17 protein-coding genes are annotated in these 21,381 nt (G+C 35.1%); 8 read left to right on the forward strand and 9 right to left on the reverse strand.

Translation table 11 applies throughout. The features are described 5' to 3' along the window. Window positions 1–234: 234 nt before the first annotated feature. The 3 genes from tpgA (at window position 235) to AC1MPL_RS02620 (ending at window position 4,913) form a co-directional block, all read left to right on the forward strand. Window positions 235–1,056 (forward strand): trimeric autotransporter adhesin/peptidogylcan-associated protein TpgA, encoded by an 822-nt coding sequence (gene tpgA, locus AC1MPL_RS02610; RefSeq protein WP_479764003.1) that lies wholly within the window; start codon window positions 235–237, stop codon window positions 1,054–1,056. 536 nt (window positions 1,057–1,592) lie between these two features. Further along, window positions 1,593–3,422: a dihydroxy-acid dehydratase gene (ilvD, locus tag AC1MPL_RS02615; protein ID WP_479764005.1), complete on the forward strand. Its 1,830-nt coding sequence runs from the start codon at window positions 1,593–1,595 to the stop codon at window positions 3,420–3,422. A 210-nt stretch (window positions 3,423–3,632) separates the two neighbouring features. Continuing rightward, on the forward strand, window positions 3,633–4,913 hold the full coding sequence (locus AC1MPL_RS02620) for a hypothetical protein (RefSeq protein WP_479764007.1): 1,281 nt from the start codon (window positions 3,633–3,635) through the stop codon (window positions 4,911–4,913). Here AC1MPL_RS02620 and AC1MPL_RS02625 read toward each other — a convergent pair. From AC1MPL_RS02625 to AC1MPL_RS02645, 5 genes are all read right to left on the reverse strand, one after another. Beyond that, window positions 4,910–5,473 (reverse strand): ankyrin repeat domain-containing protein, encoded by a 564-nt coding sequence (locus tag AC1MPL_RS02625; RefSeq protein ID WP_479764009.1) that lies wholly within the window; start codon window positions 5,471–5,473, stop codon window positions 4,910–4,912. The two genes, AC1MPL_RS02620 and AC1MPL_RS02625, sit on opposite strands and share 4 nt — an antisense overlap. A 76-nt stretch (window positions 5,474–5,549) precedes the next feature. After that, window positions 5,550–7,076 carry a catalase gene (locus tag AC1MPL_RS02630; RefSeq protein ID WP_479764010.1) on the reverse strand — a complete coding sequence of 509 codons (1,527 nt, stop codon included), beginning with the start codon at window positions 7,074–7,076 and terminating at the stop codon, window positions 5,550–5,552. Between the two features lie 196 nt (window positions 7,077–7,272). Next, window positions 7,273–7,974, reverse strand: a complete 702-nt coding sequence (locus AC1MPL_RS02635) for an FKBP-type peptidyl-prolyl cis-trans isomerase (RefSeq protein WP_479764012.1) — start codon at window positions 7,972–7,974, stop codon at window positions 7,273–7,275. Window positions 7,975–8,080: 106 nt separating this feature from the next. After that, on the reverse strand, window positions 8,081–8,662 hold the full coding sequence (locus tag AC1MPL_RS02640; protein WP_479764014.1) for an FKBP-type peptidyl-prolyl cis-trans isomerase N-terminal domain-containing protein: 582 nt from the start codon (window positions 8,660–8,662) through the stop codon (window positions 8,081–8,083). 279 nt (window positions 8,663–8,941) lie between these two features. Then, on the reverse strand, window positions 8,942–9,655 hold the full coding sequence (locus AC1MPL_RS02645; protein ID WP_479764016.1) for an FKBP-type peptidyl-prolyl cis-trans isomerase: 714 nt from the start codon (window positions 9,653–9,655) through the stop codon (window positions 8,942–8,944). Window positions 9,656–10,027: 372 nt separating this feature from the next. On the opposite strand from AC1MPL_RS02645, the gene galU reads away from it, so the two are divergent. Genes galU through galE form a run of 4 tightly spaced genes read left to right on the forward strand, consistent with a single transcriptional unit; the run spans window position 10,028 to window position 14,859 of the window. After that, the gene (gene galU / locus AC1MPL_RS02650; protein WP_479764018.1) at window positions 10,028–10,903 is read left to right on the forward strand and encodes a UTP--glucose-1-phosphate uridylyltransferase GalU; all 876 of its coding nucleotides are present in this window, start codon (window positions 10,028–10,030) and stop codon (window positions 10,901–10,903) included. Between the two features lie 14 nt (window positions 10,904–10,917). Further along, window positions 10,918–12,177 (forward strand): nucleotide sugar dehydrogenase, encoded by a 1,260-nt coding sequence (locus AC1MPL_RS02655; protein WP_479764020.1) that lies wholly within the window; start codon window positions 10,918–10,920, stop codon window positions 12,175–12,177. Window positions 12,178–12,212: 35 nt separating this feature from the next. After that, on the forward strand, window positions 12,213–13,850 hold the full coding sequence (gene pgi, locus AC1MPL_RS02660; protein WP_479766137.1) for a glucose-6-phosphate isomerase: 1,638 nt from the start codon (window positions 12,213–12,215) through the stop codon (window positions 13,848–13,850). Beyond that, window positions 13,843–14,859, forward strand: coding sequence for a UDP-glucose 4-epimerase GalE (gene galE, locus AC1MPL_RS02665; RefSeq protein ID WP_479764022.1), 1,017 nt, complete (start codon window positions 13,843–13,845; stop codon window positions 14,857–14,859). Before pgi ends, galE begins: the two co-directional genes overlap by 8 nt. A 48-nt stretch (window positions 14,860–14,907) precedes the next feature. Here galE and AC1MPL_RS02670 read toward each other — a convergent pair whose 3' ends face one another. Together AC1MPL_RS02670 and AC1MPL_RS02675 are read right to left on the reverse strand one after the other, a co-directional pair. Then, on the reverse strand, window positions 14,908–15,753 hold the full coding sequence (locus AC1MPL_RS02670) for a DnaJ domain-containing protein (protein ID WP_479764024.1): 846 nt from the start codon (window positions 15,751–15,753) through the stop codon (window positions 14,908–14,910). Window positions 15,754–15,883: 130 nt separating this feature from the next. Continuing rightward, on the reverse strand, window positions 15,884–17,254 hold the full coding sequence (locus AC1MPL_RS02675; protein WP_479764026.1) for a phosphohexomutase domain-containing protein: 1,371 nt from the start codon (window positions 17,252–17,254) through the stop codon (window positions 15,884–15,886). A gap of 477 nt (window positions 17,255–17,731) precedes the next feature. On the opposite strand from AC1MPL_RS02675, the gene gltP reads away from it, so the two are divergent. After that, window positions 17,732–19,018, forward strand: coding sequence for a glutamate/aspartate:proton symporter GltP (gene gltP / locus AC1MPL_RS02680; RefSeq protein ID WP_479764028.1), 1,287 nt, complete (start codon window positions 17,732–17,734; stop codon window positions 19,016–19,018). A 54-nt stretch (window positions 19,019–19,072) separates the two neighbouring features. Here the strand turns inward: gltP and AC1MPL_RS02685 are convergent, their stop codons facing one another. Together AC1MPL_RS02685 and AC1MPL_RS02690 are read right to left on the reverse strand one after the other, a co-directional pair. Next, window positions 19,073–20,398, reverse strand: a complete 1,326-nt coding sequence (locus AC1MPL_RS02685; RefSeq protein ID WP_479764030.1) for a basic amino acid/polyamine antiporter — start codon at window positions 20,396–20,398, stop codon at window positions 19,073–19,075. Window positions 20,399–20,403: 5 nt separating this feature from the next. Continuing rightward, the gene (locus AC1MPL_RS02690) at window positions 20,404–21,279 is read right to left on the reverse strand and encodes a homocysteine S-methyltransferase family protein (RefSeq protein ID WP_479764031.1); all 876 of its coding nucleotides are present in this window, start codon (window positions 21,277–21,279) and stop codon (window positions 20,404–20,406) included. Between the last annotated feature and the right edge of the window lie 102 nt (window positions 21,280–21,381).

The following is a 21,381-nucleotide window of genomic DNA, read 5'->3' on the forward strand; positions in this document are numbered from 1 at the left end:
TGCTGGTGCCTCATACTACAATAACCAAGGTGCTATAGGTGCAACATTACGTCGGACTGCAGACAATGGTCGTTGGTCTCTGACTGGTGGTGTGGCAGGAGGAAATAATAGCTCACCATTATTCCGTGTAGGTATCTCAGGTGTGATTGATTAAGTTATTAATTAGGTAGGTTATGAGATCTCTGGTCTAAAGAGATCTCATATTTATCTTTTAACAATTTTAAGAGCAAAAAAATGAAAAAAATTATAGCTACATTATGTATGGGTGCGGCACTTTCATTCACATTTATAGCGACATCAATAAAAGCTGAAAGTGTAAATACAACAGCATCTGATTCAGAGATAAGTTTTCCAGAAATTAAAGACAGTTATTTAAAGCAGGTTCCACGCTATGAGTATGGAACAGTTGCAAATCTTTCCACAGGTTTAACGAAAGACCAATATCGTCATTTATTGGGTAATCCTCAATTTAATGAGGGAATATTCTCTGTACGTACGTGGAACTATGTTTTAGATATTCGTGTACCAAATACACAACAATATAAGCGCTGTCAGTTAAGAATAGATTTTGATAAAGACTATATTGGTAAAGCTTTATATTGGAAAGGAGAAGAGTGTCAAGGGCTTATGGATTGGGGGGTAAACAATCGTCCTGTAGTTGTGCCCGTAATTGCACCAATTCCAGTAAAGCAAGAAACTCTCCCACATAAGGCGTATGTACTTTTTGCATTTGATCGTTCAGACCAGCAGGGAATAGTTGCACGAGATAGCTCTATTACTACAATTGTCAATGCGATTAAAAAGACAAATAGTCAAAGTGTGACAGTAACAGGATATACAGATATAAAAGGATCGCATAGTTATAACAAAAAATTATCTCAAGCACGTGCAAAAACAGTGGAACAGCAATTGATTGAGGCAGGTATATCAGCGAATATTATTCATGTTGTAGCTGCAAGTAAAACAAGCCAGTTTGAGGAATGTAAGGGAGATCAGCGTATGCTTGAGAAACATGCATGTGCAGCTCCGAATCGCCGTGTCGTTATTGACTGGTAAAATAGACAAATGATCAAATGAGCCATCAAAATTGATGGCTCATATTTTTTATTTCATAAAAAATATTTATTAATAATAAAAAAATATTCATTAAATTTTTATCTTTTATTCTGTAAATGAATGATATTTTGACTTTTAGAAAGCCATACTGTTCTATAGAATAAAAAATAATATGATGGTCTTAATCGATTATAAATAAGTGATCCTTATTCGTTATGAGATAAACCATAGGTATATTTAGATTTTGGAAATACGCCTTTGAGTCTAAACGACTTATTGCTGGCTTCTTATGCAAGCTCACCCAACCTAAAATAGGTATTGCTACTCCCATAAGCGTGATTTTCCATATCTAGGATGTTACAACATGTCTATATTAAGTATTTGCACAATACTTTTGCTATGGCATGTTTTAGATAAAGAAACATCTATAACTTACTTGTCACTATTTGTATGAGACAGCGAACTGGCCAACTTCATACATATGACGTTTAGCCAGAGATCGTTACTCATCTCAAGCATAAAAATTGGAAAAAATCATGCCTGATTATCGTTCAAAAACATCAACACATGGAAGAAATATGGCAGGTGCACGTGGCTTATGGCGTGCAACTGGTATGAAAGATGAAGATTTTGGCAAGCCGATTATTGCCGTTGTCAATTCATTTACTCAATTTGTTCCTGGTCATGTACATTTAAAAGATCTTGGTCAGTTGGTTGCAGAGCAAATACAAGAAGCAGGTGGTGTTGCAAAAGAGTTTAATACGATTGCTGTAGATGATGGTATTGCGATGGGGCATGATGGCATGTTGTACTCTTTGCCATCACGTGATTTGATTGCAGATTCTGTTGAATACATGGTAAGCGCACATTGTGCAGATGCAATGGTATGTATTTCAAACTGCGATAAAATTACACCAGGTATGCTTATGGCATCTATGCGTCTAAATATTCCTGTAATCTTCGTATCAGGTGGCCCAATGGAGGCAGGAAAAGTAAAATTTAGAGGCAATGAAAAAGCTATTGATCTTGTTGATGCAATGGTTGTTGCAGCAGATGATAGTTATACCGATGAAGAAGTAAAAGATTTTGAACGCTCTGCATGTCCAACTTGTGGCTCGTGTTCAGGTATGTTTACAGCAAACTCAATGAACTGTTTAACAGAAGCACTTGGTTTGTCTTTGCCGGGTAATGGTTCAATCGTAGCTACACATGCCAACCGCAAAAAACTTTTCTTAAAAGCGGGTGAGCAAATTGTAAAAATTGCGAAGCGTTACTACGAAGAAAATGACGAATCGGTATTACCTCGTTCAATTGCAACCAAAGCAGCATTTAAAAATGCAATGACTTTAGATGTTGCGATGGGTGGTTCAACCAATACTGTACTACATTTATTGGCAGCTGCGCATGAAGCAGAAGTCGATTTTACCATGGCTGATATTGACCAACTATCTCGCCATGTCCCTGTACTTTGTAAAGTTGCACCTGCAAAACAAGATGTACATATGGAAGATGTACACCGTGCAGGGGGCATTATGGCAATTTTAGGTGAATTAGATCGCGCTAAATTACTTGATACATCGGTAAGTACAGTGCATGAAAAAACGCTTGCAGATGCGATTAATAAATGGGATATCATTTGTCATGAAGATCCTGAAATCTATGAATTTTATCGTTCTTCTCCGGGTGGTGTACCTACACAAGTCGCATTCTCACAAAACCGCTATTATCCAACTTTAGATGGTAATCGTGAAACAGGCGTAATTCGTAGTGCTGAGCATGCTTTCTCTCAAGATGGTGGTCTTGCTGTATTATTTGGAAATATTGCACTTGATGGATGTATTGTAAAGACTGCTGGTGTCGATGATTCAATTCTAAAATTTACAGGACAAGCCCGTGTCTTTGAAAGCCAAGATGCTGCTGTTGAAGCAATTTTAGGCCATGATATTAAAGCGGGTGATGTGGTTGTAATTCGTTATGAAGGTCCTCGTGGTGGTCCGGGAATGCAAGAAATGCTGTACCCAACAAGCTACTTAAAATCTAAGGGCTTAGGTAAGGAATGTGCATTAATTACAGATGGTCGATTCTCTGGTGGTTCATCAGGTTTATCAATAGGTCATATCTCACCTGAAGCAGCAGAAGGTGGTGCAATTGGCTTAATCAAAGATGGAGATATTATTGAAATTGATATTCCAAACCGTAGCATGAATGTAAAAGTGGATGATGAAACTTTAGCAAAACGCCGTGCTATTCAAGAAGAGAAAGGTTGGAAGCCTGAAGAAGAAAGAAAGCGTAAAGTTTCTAAGGCATTAAAAATTTACGCACAGCATACAACAAGTGCTGCAAAAGGTGCAGTAAGAACACTGTAAGTCTTATATTAGACAATACGAAACTGCTATGAGTACACTTATAGCAGTTTTTTATTTATTAAAATTTTGCTGCGCAATATTTTAGCCGAAATTATTCATTTTTTGATAAACTTAGTGTTCATCGAACAGAGTAGACTTTAACTAAGATGGTTAAAGTTTGAATGAACGGTTCTCTATGTTATTACGGAATTATTTTTAGAGGCGCACTGCATGTCTTTTTTACGTCGATGGTTTGATCCAATCCAGTCGAAATGGTTTTATAACAAACCTATTCGCCAAGATGTCTTACCAATCGATCACGGTTTAACGATCCATTTACGTTTAGATGATGTGTATAGCTATTTAATTGTTCAGCAATTGGCAAAGCTGAATGAAATTTTAGTTGATGATTTAAAACCACTTAAAGTTATTATTTCTAAAAATGCTACAACAGCGCCAAATGGAATGACTGCTGAAGAATGGCAAGAATATGCTTTAAACGATGCTAAGAATTTAGCAAAGCAGCATGGTTTTGGTTATGATGATCATCCTGAACTTCCATCTAAGAATGCACTAAATCAAGCAGAAATTATTTTAAGAAATACACCGTTAAGGGAAGAGAAATTTCTTTATTTGCTTGAAGATGTTTTTCATATGTTATGGCAGCAACAATATGGAAAGTTGCGTCTTTTATATGTGATGGCTAGTAAACAGCATAAAGAGCAATATTTTAAAGAACGAATTTTTAATGATGATGCTATTTTGGCAAGTTATTTTGAATTTGGTGGTAAAAAGTATAATGCTTTTGATGACTTACTTCGTCTAACTCGACGATTGAAACAACAAAAATTACTGACAGATAATCCAATATTTTTAATTAACCATATTGAATGGCGAGAGCATCTAATTAATGATGCAGAGGAACTTGCAGACATTCAAGCAATGCAACCAGAGTTAGATTTATATATTGCTTTAGAAGATCCGATTAGTTGGCTGTTATTGGCATATATTAAAGAAGAATTAGCGAATTATTATAATATTCAGTTGCATATACATCCTCTAACCTATCATGGAAGAGATCAATTTGATTGGGCGCTTGCAATGCGTTTATCTAATCGTACAGAGGTTGCTTTTACACCTTTCTGTCGCCCTACAGAAGAAACAGTATTAGAGATTGCAACGCTTTTTTATAGTGTAGATGAGAAAGATCGTATCGAAACAATGTATCGTATCCTAGAGGCAGTATGGGTTCATGGTCAGGACTTATCATACTCACCACATATTCAAAAAATACGTAAAAATCTGCCAATAGATACTTTACTTAATAAAGAAGATGTAAAAGGTTACTTAAAAAACAATGATATTCAATGTATTGAGAAAAATCAGCCAAACTTCCCTGTATTAGTGCTAAAAGTGAATCAAAGAACATATACATTTAATAGTTTGTATCGTGTTTGGATGATCGAAAGTATATTTAGCCAAGTGCTTGAAGACCACTATCAGTCACTTTAATTATTAAAGTTACCTTCACTTAAATTTTTTACACTATTGCCACGTTTATCAGTCAGTTGAGTATTTGCTCCTTGTTTCATGAGAGCATCAAGTATTTCTTTACGTTGAAAAAGAGCAGCGTACATACTTGCAGTTTGTCCTGAACTATTGGCTTGATCAGGTGAGCAGCCAGCTTTCATTAGTGTTCTTGCAATACGTAATTCACCTTTAAAAATAGCACCCATTAAAGCCGTATTGCCTGACTTATCTTGAACACATGCATTTGCTCCTGCTTTTAGAAGTTGGTTTACTGCTTCTGTATGACCATGGTATGCAGCAAGAATCAACGCTGTATAGCCTTTTTCATCTTGGGTATTTAAGTTATATCCTGCTTGAATAAACTCATTCAGCATCTTTGTATTACCATCACGTGCAGCATCAAAATAATACTGAGTGAGTTGTGTCTTGGCTTCTTCAGCAGAAATGTTTTTTGAAGGTTGAGTGGAAATATTTGTGTCTGCAAAAGTCTGTGATGAGTAAGATAAAAGTATTGCTGTTGTTGCTAAAAATAGACGTTTCATTACAGTCTCCCAAAGTTAAAAGCATCATGTACGTACCAATACATACATGATGCCGTGATATGACAATTGTGAAGAATTAGTCTTGTAACTGTGCAGCCATTGCTTTCACACGGTTTACATCAACTTTTGCAATTTTTGCAACGCCTGTACCATATTCAGGATCTGCTTTATATAAGAATGATGCAATCTTATATTTCGCAGGTTCATCTGCACCAGAAAGCGCACCACCAAAGTTGTCTATTAGGTCACGACGTTCCATTGTGGTAAATGAACGGTAAAGCTCACCAGCTTGCTTAAAGTTCTGCTCTTTTTGAGTTTTAGTTTGCTGTGTTGTACCCATGAGTGGCAATTCGCTATAGCGAGCAGATGCAACTTGTGGTCTTGGATTACGTGAACTTGGTTCGTAGTTTACAGATGTTGTTGTATGACCGAAATTCATGGCACCATCCTGATTGCCATTATTTACAGCAACCACGGGACGGTTAATTGGTAAGCTCAGACCGTTGGTTCCAACACGGTATAATTGCGTATCTGCATATGCAAAAACACGACCTTGTAGTAGTTTATCTTCAGATGGTTCTATACCAGGAACAACATTTGCAGGTGCCATTGCAACTTGTTCAGTTTCTTGGAAATAGTTATCTACATTTTTGTTTAAGACCATTTGACCAATTTTATGCTCAGGAACATTTGGCCAAACTTTTGTTGCATCAAGTGGATTAAAGTCAAACTTTGCTAAGTCTTCTGGCTTAAGTACTTGAATGTATAGATCCCATTTCGGGTATTCACCACGTTGAATGCTGTTTACAAGATCGTGGGTCATATGACTATAGTCTTGACCTTGTACCATAGGCACTTCTTTTGGTGTTAAGTTTTTCTCACCTTGCAGACTCTTCCAGTGGAACTTCACATAGTGAACTTCACCTTTAGCATTTACAAATTTATAAGCGTGAACACTGTTTCCGTCCATAAAGCGGTAGCCTGCGGGTGTACCACGATCGGAGAACAGCTCAGTTAAAGTACGTGTTGCTTCAGGCACATGTTGGAAGAAGTCAAACGTACGCCCCATATCATCTAAGTTGTTTTGTGGATTTGGTTTGAATGCATGAACCATATCTGGGAATTTAATCGCATCGCGAATAAAGAATGTCGGGAAGTTATTTCCGACTAAGTCCCAGTTACCATCTTGGGTATAGAATTTTGTTGCAAAACCACGTGGATCACGTAGTGTTTCAGGAGAGTGATTACCATGTACTACAGCAGAAAAACGTACAAATACAGGTGTTTGTGTTCCTGGAGTAAATACTTTAGCCATTGTTAGGTCAGAAATGTCTGCCGATGGTGTAAATACACCATGTACGCCTGTACCTCTTGCATGTACAACACGCTCAGGAATACGTTCACGGTCGAAACGTTGTAATTTTTGAATAAGTTGAACATCTTGAAGAAGTGCTGGACCATTCGCACCTGCTGTTTGTGAGTTTTGGTTATCTCCAACAAGAGCACCGTTATCACGTGTTAGTGGGTCTGCTGCAATAGTCATTTGTGAAGCAAAAGCTGGCGCAATCAATATCGCGATTGCTAAAGGATGTTTTAAATTCATATATTTGCCTAGAAACAGAATTAGCATGCTTGAGCTGCGATTTTAGTCAGTATATTTGCATTTTTAAATTAGATTAATTTGATTTAAATTATAGTAATAACCGATCGTTATATTTTTTATTGGTTTGATTAGAATGCTAAAACATATTCTGTAAAATTTTAGTATAGGGATAAATAAAATACCCCTATAAGTAAAGTTAATTTTCGACTTTTAAGAGTTCTACATCAAAAATTAGAGTACTATTTGGTTGAATTGTATCACCAGATCCGATGGTCCCGTAGCCGAGTTTCGCAGGAATAAAGAAACGAGATTTTCCACCCTCTTTCATTGTAAGTAGTCCCTGTGCCAGTCCTGTTACCACATCACTTATCTTTAAAGTTACAGGTTGTTGTCGTGCAATTGAACTATCAAATACTGTGCCATCAATTAAACGCCCTTCATAGTTAATTTGTACTGTACTCGTTGCTTTAGGTGTACTACCAGAACCTGCTTGAATAATTAAATACTGTAACCCTGTTTTTGTTGTTACAACACCTTGCTTTTTTGAGTTTTGTTGTAAAAATGCATTTCCAGCAATTAAATTATTATCTGCTTGTTGTTGGAGCTTTAAAAACTCTTTAGCTTCTGTTTTCTTTTTATATATATTTAAGACTTGACTCATTTGCTCTTCATTTAAACTAGGATCCTGATTATTTGAGGCAACCATCAGTCCTTGAATGAAAGCATCTAGATTAATTCCTTTAAGTGTTTCAGTATTATTTTTACCAAGTAAATAACCTAAACTATATCCAGCTTGATCACTTAGAGAACTTTTTGAAGTAATTGTTTGAGCGGATAAAGCATACTGATGTGTAAAACATAAAATAGAAAAAATAGTGAAAGTTAGACTTTTTCTCATTATTTTATCCTTTGATGACTAATACAACAAAGGTATCTTACTCAAGATACCTTTGTATAGTAGATTATGAAAAAATAAATATCTTATTCCACATTATTATGGGGGATTATTCGATCCCTTGTAGCTCAACATCTATGATCAATGATGTATTTTCAGGGATAGCGGTACTTAAGCTTTTAATGCCTGAAGTTAAACCTGTAGGAATAAAGAATCGGGTTTTACCCTTTTCTCTCATTGTTTGTATACCTTCAGAAAGGATAGGCATTAAATGATTTAATCGTATTGATTGGTTCATTTGACGTAGAATAGAGCGGTCATTCAAGTCTTTTACTTCATAAGAAATACGAACATTGTGCTGATTGCGTGGAATACGCCCCAACCCCGCTTTAAGTACTTGATACTGTAGACCTGAATCGGTGGTAATTACACCTAAACGGCGGCTATTTTCTGCAAAAAACACGCGGTCTTTATTGCTAATAATAGCGCGCTGTTTTCCAGTATAATTATTATTTTGATAATCGCTTTCTATTTTTTGAGTATTTTTGATATCTTGTTGAAGGCTATTAGAATTATTATTTTTTTCTATTAGAGTATCTTGCCCATTAAGTGCATTCATCGATGTATTGTTTGCTGCTAATGTTGCAGTGCCTAATGTCATACATAGTAGACTAAGTAATGTCTTATTCATGTTGATATTCCCAAAATAAAAATGAAGCAATACCTAATACGTTCATTTAGATAAATTGAATGGTAAATAGGTATATTTATATATAGAAAAAGTCTCTATAAAATTAGAAAGCTACAAAATAAGTAGTATATTTTTATATTAACGGTTTATAGGGACATTTCATAGAGATGAATATTATTATTCTTTTTTTGTGAAAAATTAATAGATAATTCATTTAATATAGATAGGTCTTTTAAGTAAAAAGATAGAGCAAATAGTTATGCTCTATCTCTTGCTTGGTTATTTAACTTGTAGTAAGTCAACTTTAAAGATTAAAACGCTATTTGCTGGAATACTACCTACAGCATGATCGCCGTAACCAAGTTTTGCAGGTACATATAGCATAATGCTACCGCCTTCCTTGATCATAGGTAATCCCTCGATCCAACCTGGGATAGTTGAGCCTAATGAAAGCTCTACAGGCTCATTACGACTAAATGTACTATCAAAAATAGTACCGTCAATCAGTTTGCCTTCATAGTTAACTTTAACTGTCGAGCTAGCAGTTGCTTTTTTACCTGTACCTTCTTTTAATATTTGATATTGCAGACCAGATGCTGTTGTTTTGATATCAGGTTTTTTTGCATTTTCTGCTAAGAATTGATCATTTTTTTGAGATCCTTCTTGAGCTTTTTGGGCTAAAGTTTTTTGATAACTTTCAAAGGCAGCTTTAATTTCATCTTGTGTATATAGCGGGTCTTTATGTCCTTTACCATCATCAATACCTGTAGAAAGCTGTTTTGTATTAATTTCTGCAGGAAGTTGAGAACCTAATTGATACCCTTGCGCATAGCTTAATATTTCAAGTGGATTTGTACTTTTGTTTGTTTTGATGCTAGATGCTTGGTTTTTATCTGCTTTGTCTGCAGATTCATTTTTAGAACAGCCAGTTAATGGCAAAATAGTCAAACTACTAATAACAACAGCTGTAGAAAGAAGTGATAGTTTACGCATATAAAATCCAAAAAATTAATGTAACTATATAAGTATATCCTTATCATTTATAGGATAGTTTCAATAACTTAAACTTAATAGTGTTATATCTTAAATATTAAAAATATCACCAAGGTGAAAAGATGTAAAAAAACATCTTGATATTTTATGTAAATTTAGAAAAGGAAAGGGTAGCTTTTATAAAAAATTGCTTATGTGCGCAAAATGATATGTATTTCTATCATATTACGGTAAATTTATTATACTATATTTTTATTTTATCGATAATATAAAAAATTAAACATAATATGCATATAACACGTGTATTGGGTTTGTTTCATATACGATATTATCGATCTATAAATATGTTTTTAATTACAAAGTAGAGTTGTTATGATTAAAAAAGCTATTCTTCCAGTTGCGGGTTTGGGCACTCGTTTTTTACCAGCAAGTAAATCGATTCCTAAAGAAATGGTAACGGTTGTTGATCGCCCTGCAATTGAATATGTTGTGAAAGAAGCAGTAGCTGCTGGTGTGAAGCAAATTATTTTAGTGACTCATAGTTCAAAAGCATCAATTGAAAATTATTTTGACCGTAACTTTGAGTTGGAAACAACTTTAGAAAATAAGAAGAAAATTGATTTATTAAATGAAATTACAAAAATTGTACCTTCAGATGTTTCTATTGTCAGTGTAAGACAGCCACAGCCACTTGGACTTGGTCATGCTGTGTTGTGTGCAAAAGATATTGTGGGTGATGATGATTTTGCAGTACTTCTTCCTGATGTGCTTGTAAAAGCGAAGAGCGCAACAAATGATCTTGCTCAAATGGTTAAACGCTTTGATGAAACGAATGCAGCACAGATTATGGTAGAGGCTGTACCTCAGAATCTAGTTGATCAATATGGTATTGTTGATGTTGAACAGGCACCTGAAGTTGGGCAAAGTATTGTGATGAAAGGTATTGTTGAAAAGCCAGCAATTGATCAAGCACCAAGTAATTTATCTGTGATTGGTCGTTATATTTTACCTGCAAAAATTATGAGTATTTTGGAAACAACACCTAAAGGTGCAGGTAATGAAATTCAGCTTACTGATGCAATTGCAGCATTACAACAAACTGATACTGTTGAGGCATTCCGTATGCAAGGTGAAACGTTTGATTGCGGTAGCAAGCTTGGCTATCTAAAAGCAGTACTACACTATGGTATTGAGCATCCAAAATTAGGTAATGAATTTAAGCAAATCATTAAAGAATTAAAAATCTAAATAAAAGGAAAGTCATGAAAATTGCAATTTATGGAACAACATTAAATGCAGGGGTCATGGCAGGTTTATTTGCGGAGTATGGGCATCAAAGTTATTGGTGCCAATATCCCGTAGATGAAGATTGCTGTTCAGTTGAATACCAAGAAAAAACCGTTAATGATCTAATACAAAAACAAATTCTTAAGAAAAATCTAATTATTTCCTCATGTTCAGATATTCCCGTTGATGTTGATGCTTATTTTTTTGCATTTAACTCTCATGAGTATTCTTTTGCAGCAGATGTATTAAATAAGCTTCAAACCAAACCAATTATTCATCCTAAATTAATGATTAATGGTTCGAGTTTTGGTCTGGATGGAACAAAAAAATTACAAGAAATTGCTGTTAAAGATGATTGGTGTTATTTACCTGATATGGTACAAGAAGGAAATGCTTTAAATAGTATTACTAAAGTACAGCATATTGTTGTTGGTGTGGAATCAACTGTTGCAAGAAAAAAAATTAGAGAAATCTTAAGACCCTTCTATAGTGCAAATCACCATTATCTATTTATGCCAATTCGAGATGCTGAATTTACTAAGTTAAGTGTTTCAGGGATGTTGGCTACACGTATAAGCTATATGAATGATTTAGCCCAAGTTGCAGAAAAAATGAATATTGATATTGCGAATGTTCGTTTAGGTTTAGGTGCAGATTCTAGAATAGGCTCATCATATCTAGCACCTGGGGTAGGTTTTGGTGGTGAAAACTTTTCACAAGATATTTTAACATTGACTAAAACAATTGCTGAAACTGGTACAAAAAGTGAGTTGTTAGAGCAGGTTTGGGATATTAACGAACAGCAAAAAGAAGTGCTCTTCCGTAAGCTATGGAACTATTATCAATGTGATCTTAAGGGTAAGGTTATTGCTATTTGGGGAGCATCTTTTAAGGAGAATACGGCAAGAACTAATTTTTCTCCAATTCATCAAATGTTAACAGCACTATGGGCACAAGGTGCAATTGTTCAATTACATGACCCTCAAGCCCTTTCATTTATTGCAAAAGAGTATGGTCGCCGTGAGGATCTGATTTTATGTGAAAATAGATATGAAGCTGTAGAGAAGGCAGATGCTTTATGTTTATTAACTGCATGGAAAGAGTACCTTAGTTTAGACTATACCCGTTTGCATCAATTGATGACTCATCCACTGATACTTGATGGTCGTAATGTTTATGATGCAAGTTATGTAAAATCACAAGGCTTTGCATATGAAGGAGTTGGGCGTATATGAGCGACCACAATATAACTACATTTCCAAAAGATGCAATGAATACGCCATATAATCATTTAAAAAAGCTTGCTACTGATTTAGAAAATATTCATTTAAATGAATTGTTTGATCAGCATGAGTCAAGATTTAAGGATTTTTCTCAATCCTTTGAGCATTTAGTTTTTGACTATAGTAAGCAGCGTATTACACAGACTGTACTTGATGAGCTTGTTGGATTTGCAAAGCAACAAGAGCTTGATGGTTGGATTAAAAAGTTATTTTCAACAGATACAATTAATTATACAGAAAACCGCTCAGTAATGCATTGGGCGTTGAGATTACCAAAGCAGGGGAGTGAGCACCAGCTTCTTGCAAATCAGGTAAATGAGCAATTAGAAAGAATGTATGCATTGGTGGAGAAGGTTCATCAAGGTCAATATCGTGGTGCGACAGGTGAAGTCATTCAAGATGTTGTTAATATTGGTGTAGGTGGGTCAGATCTTGGTCCACTTATGGCAAGCCATGCCCTCTCAGATTTTAAAGTACAGACTCGAAGTCCTTTAAAAACACATTTTGTTTCTACAATGGATGGTAGCCAACTTTCTGATCTATTACATCAGTTACGTCCAGAAACAACGCTATTTATTATTTCATCAAAATCTTTTGGCACAATTGATACGTTATCAAACGCAAAAACTGTGCGTTTATGGCTTGAAAAGGCATTAGGTGAAAATGATAAAGTGATAAAAAATCACTTTATTGGTATTTCAACAAAACCTGAAAAAATGACTGCTTGGGGAATTGATCCTGAGAAGCAATTTTTGCTGTGGGACTGGGTTGGGGGGCGTTATTCTCTTTGGTCTTGTATCGGATTACCTATAGCATTAACTGTTGGTGTTGAGGGATTTAAAGCCTTTTTAGCAGGGGCTTATGCTGTAGATCAACACTTTCAAAAAGCGCCATTTGCAGAAAATATTCCAGTTTTAATGGGATTGTTGGGGGTTTGGAATACAAACTTCTTAGATATGCAAACACATGCAGTTCTACCTTACGATGGACGTTTAAAGTATTTTGCATCTTATTTACAACAGTTAGAGATGGAGTCAAATGGTAAATCAGTTCAACGGAATAATAAAAAGGTAGAATTGAGAACATGCCCAATTGTGTGGGGGGAAGTTGGACCCAATGCACAGCATGCTTTTTATCAATTACTTCATCAGGGTACTCACTCGGTCAGTTGCGACTTTATTGCACCTGTAAAACGTTATAATGCACAACATTTTACTTATGTTGAAAATGCTGAGGCATTGGCTATACAACATAATTTGGCATTATCTAACTGTTTAGCACAGTCACGACTACTGGCCTTTGGTAATCAGGCACTTGCAAAAGATGAATTGGATCATCTACCTGTATATAAACAATATGAAGGCAATCAACCAAGTACAACGATGCTTGTACAAGAATTGAGCCCATATACACTTGGTATGCTTGTTGCACTCTATGAGCATAAGGTTTTTGTTCAATCTGTTATTTGGAATATTAATCCTTTTGATCAATGGGGCGTTGAAAAAGGCAAAGAGATTGCAAATCAGTTGTTACCTGTACTTAATGGTGAGCAAGAGGATTTATCTTCTTTTGATGCATCAACGCAAGGGCTTATCGAAATATTGCTAGGCAAAAATAATGGCTAATATTTTGGTAACTGGCGGAGCTGGCTTTATTGGTTCACACACATGTCTTGTACTCTTAGAGGCAGGACATGATATTGTTGTTATAGATAATTTGTCGAATAGCTCGGTTAAGTCACTTAAACGTATAGAAAAACTTGCAAAAAAGAACCTTGTGTTTTTTGAAGCTGACATTAGAGATGAAAATCAACTTACAGAAATATTTGACTCTCATAAAATTGATGCAGTGATTCACTTTGCAGGTTTAAAAGCTGTTGGAGAAAGCCAAAAGTTTCCGCTTGCTTACTTTGAGCATAACATTGCAGGAAGCATAAGTTTGTTCAAAGCAATGGAAAAAGCACATATTTTTAATATCGTCTTTAGCTCATCTGCCACAGTTTATGGGGAAAATAATCCATCTCCATATCAAGAAACAATGCCAACAGGGATGCCTAATAATAACTATGGTTATACCAAACTTATTATTGAGCAAATATTAGAAAAGCTAGCAATTGCTGATAATCGTTGGTCTATTGCTTTACTGCGTTATTTTAATCCTGTTGGTGCACATCAAAGTGGTCAGATTGGGGAAGATCCACAAGGTATTCCAAATAATCTGATGCCTTATGTGACACAAGTTGCTATTGGAAAAAGAGATAAACTCTCAATTTTTGGCAATGATTATAATACACCAGATGGGACATGTATTCGTGATTATATCCACGTTGTAGATTTAGCACATGCACATTTACTGGCTTTGAATAATCGTTTAGATAATACAGGTTGTCGTGCTTGGAATATTGGAACAGGTCAGGGCTATTCAGTCTTACAAATTAAAGAAACCTTTGAAAAAATAAATGGTTTAAACGTGCCTTTCGAGTATGCACCACGTCGAGAAGGTGACTTAGCAGCCTATTTTGCAGATAACCAAAGGGCTATTGCGGAATTGAAATGGAAACCTCAATTTACTTTAGAAGATATGCTTAGAGATAGTTGGAATTGGCAATATCAAAATCCAACTGGCTTTAATTGAAATAGATATAAAGCTAAAACGGTGAATATGAAAGTATTCACCATTTTTTTAGCTTAAAGATTTAATGATTCTTTCTTTAGCTTTTTGTATTTCACTTACTTTTTCATTAAGTTTTTCTTTTTCAGCTTCAGATGCATTTGGATTTTTATCAGGGTGATATTGCATCATTTTTTTACGATAGGCTTTGATGACTGTCGCTTGGTCATTTGTTTCAGCAATCCCAAGGGTCTCATATGCATCAGCTAAAGTCATGGTATAGTTTTCATTACTTGTATAGCTATAACCACCTTGTTGATGACTATGGCTTTTAAACATATCTATAATAGTCTGATAGTGAAGTATATGAAGCTGTAAGTTTGTTGCTAGATTGATTAGGATTCTCTCCATATCAGAGTCATTATAATTATTATAATTTAAACCTTGGCAACACATTTTAAAAATGGTGATTCGTGTTTCATAATCTGAAATTGTTAATACTTCTCCAAGAATTTGGGACAAGTCCAAACGTCTTGTTTTGAGTAGTTCTTTTAAAAGAGCTAAATCATTTTCATTTTTACACTCAGAGCGAAATGTGTTTTTTACATAATTTACTTTGTCAGATGACCAAATTTGATCTGGAAAAGTTGTGTAATAACTTACAAGCTCAATAATAGATTTGAGGTGTGTAATATCATGTGGTACTTGCGATTGTTGATAGTATTGTTGGGAGTTATAAATATTAACTTGTTTTTTCTTACTATTTGCTTGTAGAAAGCAACCAATGATAAAGCCAACGATACCGCCTGTTGTACCCCAAAAGATAGTACCTAATACTGTAGATAAAATAACAAGCCAAAACTGTAGAATAAGACCAAAAAAGCATATCCCTAATACAAGAATGATAATCCAAAGCATAATTATTGTTGGGGCCAATATATGAAAGTTAGGGGGAGATATGATATCTAGCTATATGGGTTTCTTCAAATGTTTCACGTGGAACAATAGTAACTAAGCCATATTATAGCTTAGTTACTGGATCAATATTTTATGCTTGAATAAGTGCTGAAACTTCATCTACATATGATTGTAAAGAGCGACCAGAAGCACTTGCATTTAACTCAATGTTTAAGCGTAGTAAAGGTTCTGTATTTGATGCACGAATATTAAGTCTCCATGCGCCAAAGTCTAAACTTACCCCATCTGTTTTATCAATTGTTGGGCTTTGAACAGCATAGTGATCAAAAATACGCTGAATAACTGTATTTGTGTTACTTACTTTAAAATTAATTTCACCACTGCATGGGAATTTAGCAATCATCTTTTCAACAAGTGATGAAAGTGTTTGCTGTGTTTCAGAAAGTAATGAAGTGACTAGTAACCATGGAATCATGCCACTATCACAGTATGAGAAGTCACGGAAGTAGTGATGTGCACTCATTTCACCGCCATAAATAGCATTTTCTTCACGCATGATTTGTTTAATAAAAGCATGCCCTGATTTTGACTGAACAGCGACACCATTATATTTTTCAACAATATCAAGTGTATTCCATACTAAACGTGGGTCATGAACAATTTTCTCACCTGGTTTTTGGATAAGGAATGCCTGTGCAAGTAAACCAACAATATAATAGCCTTCGATAAATTGACCTTTTTCATCGAATAAGAAGCAACGGTCAAAGTCTCCATCCCATGCAATACCCATATCTGCATCATGTTTAATGACAGCCTCAGATGTACTTGCACGATTTTCTACAAGAAGAGGGTTAGGAATACCATTTGGGAATGTACCATCTGCTTCATGATGAATTTTAATAAACTCAACAGGAATATTAAGTGTTTTAAACTTTTCTTCTAAGGCATCAATAACATGACCAGCTGCACCATTACCTGCATTAACCACAAGCTTTAATGGACGAATTTTTTCAGGTTGAATGTAAGTTAGTAGATGTTCAATAAATTCTGGAAGAATATTATAAGATTCAGTTGTACCCTTTTGAGTAACTTCTTCAAAGCTATTCGCTTCAGCAAGTTTTTGAATATCTTTAAGACCTGTATCTGCACTGATAGGACGTGCATTTTCACGTACTAGTTTAATACCATTATAGTCCATTGGATTATGGCTTGCTGTAATTTCGATTCCGCCTTGAACATCTAAATGGAAAGCACCAAAATAAACTTCTTCGGTACCCGTCATGCCAAGATCAAGTACATTTACGCCTGCATCATTTAGACCACGAATAAGGGCATCTTTTAAACTTTGGCTACTTAAGCGTACATCACAGCCTACGACAATTGTTTTTGGTTTATAAATTTGTCCATAAGCACGTCCAACTTTATATGAAATATCTTCATTGAGTTCAGTTTCTAATTTGCCACGAATATCGTAGGCTTTAAAGCAAGTTAAAGTTGTCATATGTTTCAGTGTTTTTGATGTTTATGATAAAATTTATTATAACGGGCATTTATGTAATTGTAAGTACAAAACGAGTGTTATGTATACAACATAGAAATATACGAGGTCTAAATTTAAATAAAAAATATTCTTATTTATACAAGAAAAATATAAATTTTTGGTAAAAATAATACTTTGGTATAATTGATATTTAATTGAAAAAAATAAATATCAATTGGTCGTAAAATTTGCAAATAAAATTTATTTATATTGTAAGTTATTGATAATAATGTGAAAATAAAAAATATACATTTTTAAACTAGTGTGATAATTAATTTTATGTTGACGCTTGAATAACCCATTAGTACATTAGTTTAGTTTTTAGCAAAGCATTCTTAGTACTCATCTCATGAGTTTCATGCTTTTATCTTTCCATTTCCCAATATTGTGATGCAGAAATTTATTACAAAAAATGGGATTGAGTAGGGTTTTTGACCTATGAAAAAAGTGAAGATTAGTCTTGCGTGGCAAATCTTAATCGCCTTGATTTTAGGGATTGTTGTCGGGGCGATTCTACATAATCAACCGGAAATTAGAGATTATGCAGTTACTAATTTCTTGAAACCTGCTGGTCAGATATTTATTAGTCTGATCAAAATGATTGTTGTGCCTATTGTAATTTCTACATTAATTTTAGGGATTGCTGGTGTAGGTGATTCTAAAAAATTAGGAACACTTGGCCTAAAGACAATACTTTATTTTGAGATTATTACAACTGTAGCCATTATATTGGGAATTTTTCTTGCCAATACATTTCACCCAGGCGCTGGTGTGGATATGTCACTGCTTACAAAAGTTGATATTTCACAATATGAGCATACAACTGAGCAAGTACAATCAGGTTCACATGGGTTCATGCAAACTTTATTGTCTCTTATTCCATCGAATATTTTTAATGCGATGGCAACAGCTCAAATGCTACCAATCATTTTTTTCTCTGTCTTATTTGGTACAGGACTTGCTGCTCTTCCAAATGAAACAAAACAACCATTACTAGATGTAATGAAATCTGTTTCAGAAGCAATGTTTCGCGTAACTCATATTGTAATGCTGTATGCACCAGTAGGTGTATTTGCGCTGATTACTGTGACTGTTGCTAGTTTTGGTTTTACGTCATTAGTACCATTAGCAAAACTTGTTGGTTTGGTTTATGCAGCAATTTTTATTTTTGGTCTAGGTGTTTTAGGTATTGTTGCAAAAATTTGTGGTCTCAATATTTTTACAATTATTAAAATTCTAAAAGATGAGATTATTCTTGCATTCTCAACTGCAAGTTCTGAAACAGTTTTACCGCGTATTATGCAAAAAATGGAAGCATACGGCGCACCTAAAGCAATCTCAAGCTTTGTTGTACCTACGGGCTATTCATTTAACCTAGATGGTTCTACACTGTACCAAAGTATTGCTGCGATCTTTATTGCACAGTTATATGGTATTGATTTGTCATTAACACAAGAAATTATGCTTGTATTAACATTAATGGTCACTTCGAAAGGTATTGCTGGTGTTCCTGGTGTATCATTTGTTGTATTGCTTGCAACGCTTGGTTCTGTAGGTATTCCTTTAGAAGGGCTTGCATTTATTGCTGGGGTTGATCGTATCTTAGATATGGCACGTACTGCATTGAACGTTATTGGTAATGCTTTAGCAGTACTTGTGATTAGTAAATGGGAAAAGCAATTTGATGTAGAAAAAGCAAAACAATATGAGCTTTCTATTAAATAATTGAATGCTTCAAATAAAAAAAACGGTTCATGATGAACCGTTTTTTTATGCTTTTTATTGCGTGATTCGCTGTTTTTTATGTTGTAAATAACTATAGAAAAAGATGATCAGTCCAACGGCATATAGTGCAACGGAAAGAAGCAATAACGAAACACCCGCGGCATATAACAGCCATAATGCATAGATTGTTGCAACTGATGCAATACAAATATGCTTGTGGCGCTTATGTCTAATAGATTCTTTTAAGTAGAATGCAGATACTAAGAAGTAAGGTAAAAGAATCATTACAGAAGAAATAAGCAAGAGCTGTGTGTAGTTCTTATTAAAGAAATAGACAGCAATAAGGCAAAGTTGAACAACGATAGATGTTAGCCATAATGATGATTTAGGCACATTATTTTCGTTGGTTTCTAAAAATTTTTTAGGAAAAGCTCCATTTTTTGCTGCAAGAAATGGAATTTCAGTTGCAAAGAGTGTCCAGCTTAGGTAAGAAGAAGCAACAGAAATAATAAGTCCAACAGTAATAATAACTGTGCCTGAAAAACCAATATAGTGAGATAAGATGGTTGCCATTGATGGGTTTTGCATGCCTGCAATTTCGGCACGTGTAGATAACCCATAAGAAAGTACAGTTACCATTATATAAAAAGTAAGTGCAGTAAGTACACCGAGGACAGTAGCTTTACCAATATCGTTTCTATTTTTTGCACGAGAAGATAGAACGACTGCTCCTTCAATTCCTGTAAATACCCATAAAGTAATGAGCATGAGGTCTTTCACTTGTTGCCAAAGAGGAACATGTAAAGATATGTCATGGAAGTTAAATTTAAATAGGTCAAGTTTAAATGCAAAGAATGTGCATAAGATAAAAACAACCATTGGGACAGTTTTACCAATGGTAGCAATAAGATTTACAATCGCAGCTTCTTTAATACCACGGCTTACAAGCCAATGTACGAGCCAAACAAATATAGATGAGCCAATAATTGCATATAGGGTGTTGCCATCACCAAAAATTACATGTTCTTTAGTGTCTACAAACATACCTAAAGATGCAAAGACGATTACAACATATCCAACAATACCAATGGTCGTGCATAACCAATAACCCCAAGCAGAACAGAAGCCAATCAGTTCACCAAATCCTGCACGTGCATAGTTATAGATACCACCATCAAGCTCTGGGTATTGGCGAGATAGAAACAACAATGCGAAGGCCAAAAATAAAATACCAACGCCTGTGATTAGCCAAGCAATAATTAAAGCAGCACCATTAGAAACAGCAGCCATATTTTGTGGAAGACTAAATACTCCAGAGCCAACCATTGAGCTGAATACGAGTGCTGTGAGTGAAAGCAGTCCAATTTTCTGAGAAGACATGATATCTACCTTTTAAAGTACTGCGATAGACGCGCGATATGTTGAGGAGTAATTCCACAACAGCCACCTATAAGGGTTGCTCCTGCATCTTTCCACTGCTGTGCAAAGTGTAAATAGGCTTCAGGGCTTAAATCTTCACGGATTTCATCGAGTCCATCATTTGCTGTTGCATTTTCATCTTGTGGTGGAAATGCATTGGCGTACGCACCAATTTGTATTTCTGGTAAGAGTGCTTTAATTTCCTCAATTGCTTTTAAAATAACTTCTGGTTGGCAGCAGTTAAACAAGACTGCCTGCGCATTAATCCGTTTCAGAACTTCTGCAGCCTGCTCTAAGGTTTCCCCTGAGCGTAAGTGTGCTTTTTCGAGTGAAACATCATCTTGTAGCGTAAATGAAACCCAGTATGGCTTATTGTCTTTAGGCAATAATGCATGTACAAGCTCAACTTCTTTTAGACAAGATTGTGTTTCCGCAAGCCAAAAATCTATATGTGGCGTGAGTGTTTCAATAATAGGCAGCGCAATTTCAGTGACATGATCTGCTTGAAATAAATCTGCACGATATGAGCCGAATAGAGGTGGAAGACAGCCTGCAATTTTAACTTCTTTTTTACTTTCTAAAACTGCTTGTTTTGCTTGGTCAATTGCAACTTGTATAAGTTGACGCCCTTCACTATGAAAGCGTGCTTCACCAATATGAAAAGGAACAACGGCATAGTTGTTTACAGTAATGACTTCAGAGCCTGAGTGAATAAAGTCTAGATGTACATCTTTAACAGTACTTGGGGCTTCCCATAATGCCAATGCAGACCATTCTGGTTGTTTAAACGGTGCCCCACGCCGTGCAAGTTCTCGGCCAACACCGCCATCTAAAATTTTCATAATACACATCTATTTTATACGAATAGAGGCAGTATACTGAAAAGTTTTATATGAAGTTAATGAAGTTTTTGATAATCTTATTCAAAAAAATAGAAAATGAAA

The organism is Acinetobacter sp. N1-1 (assembly GCF_056711485.1).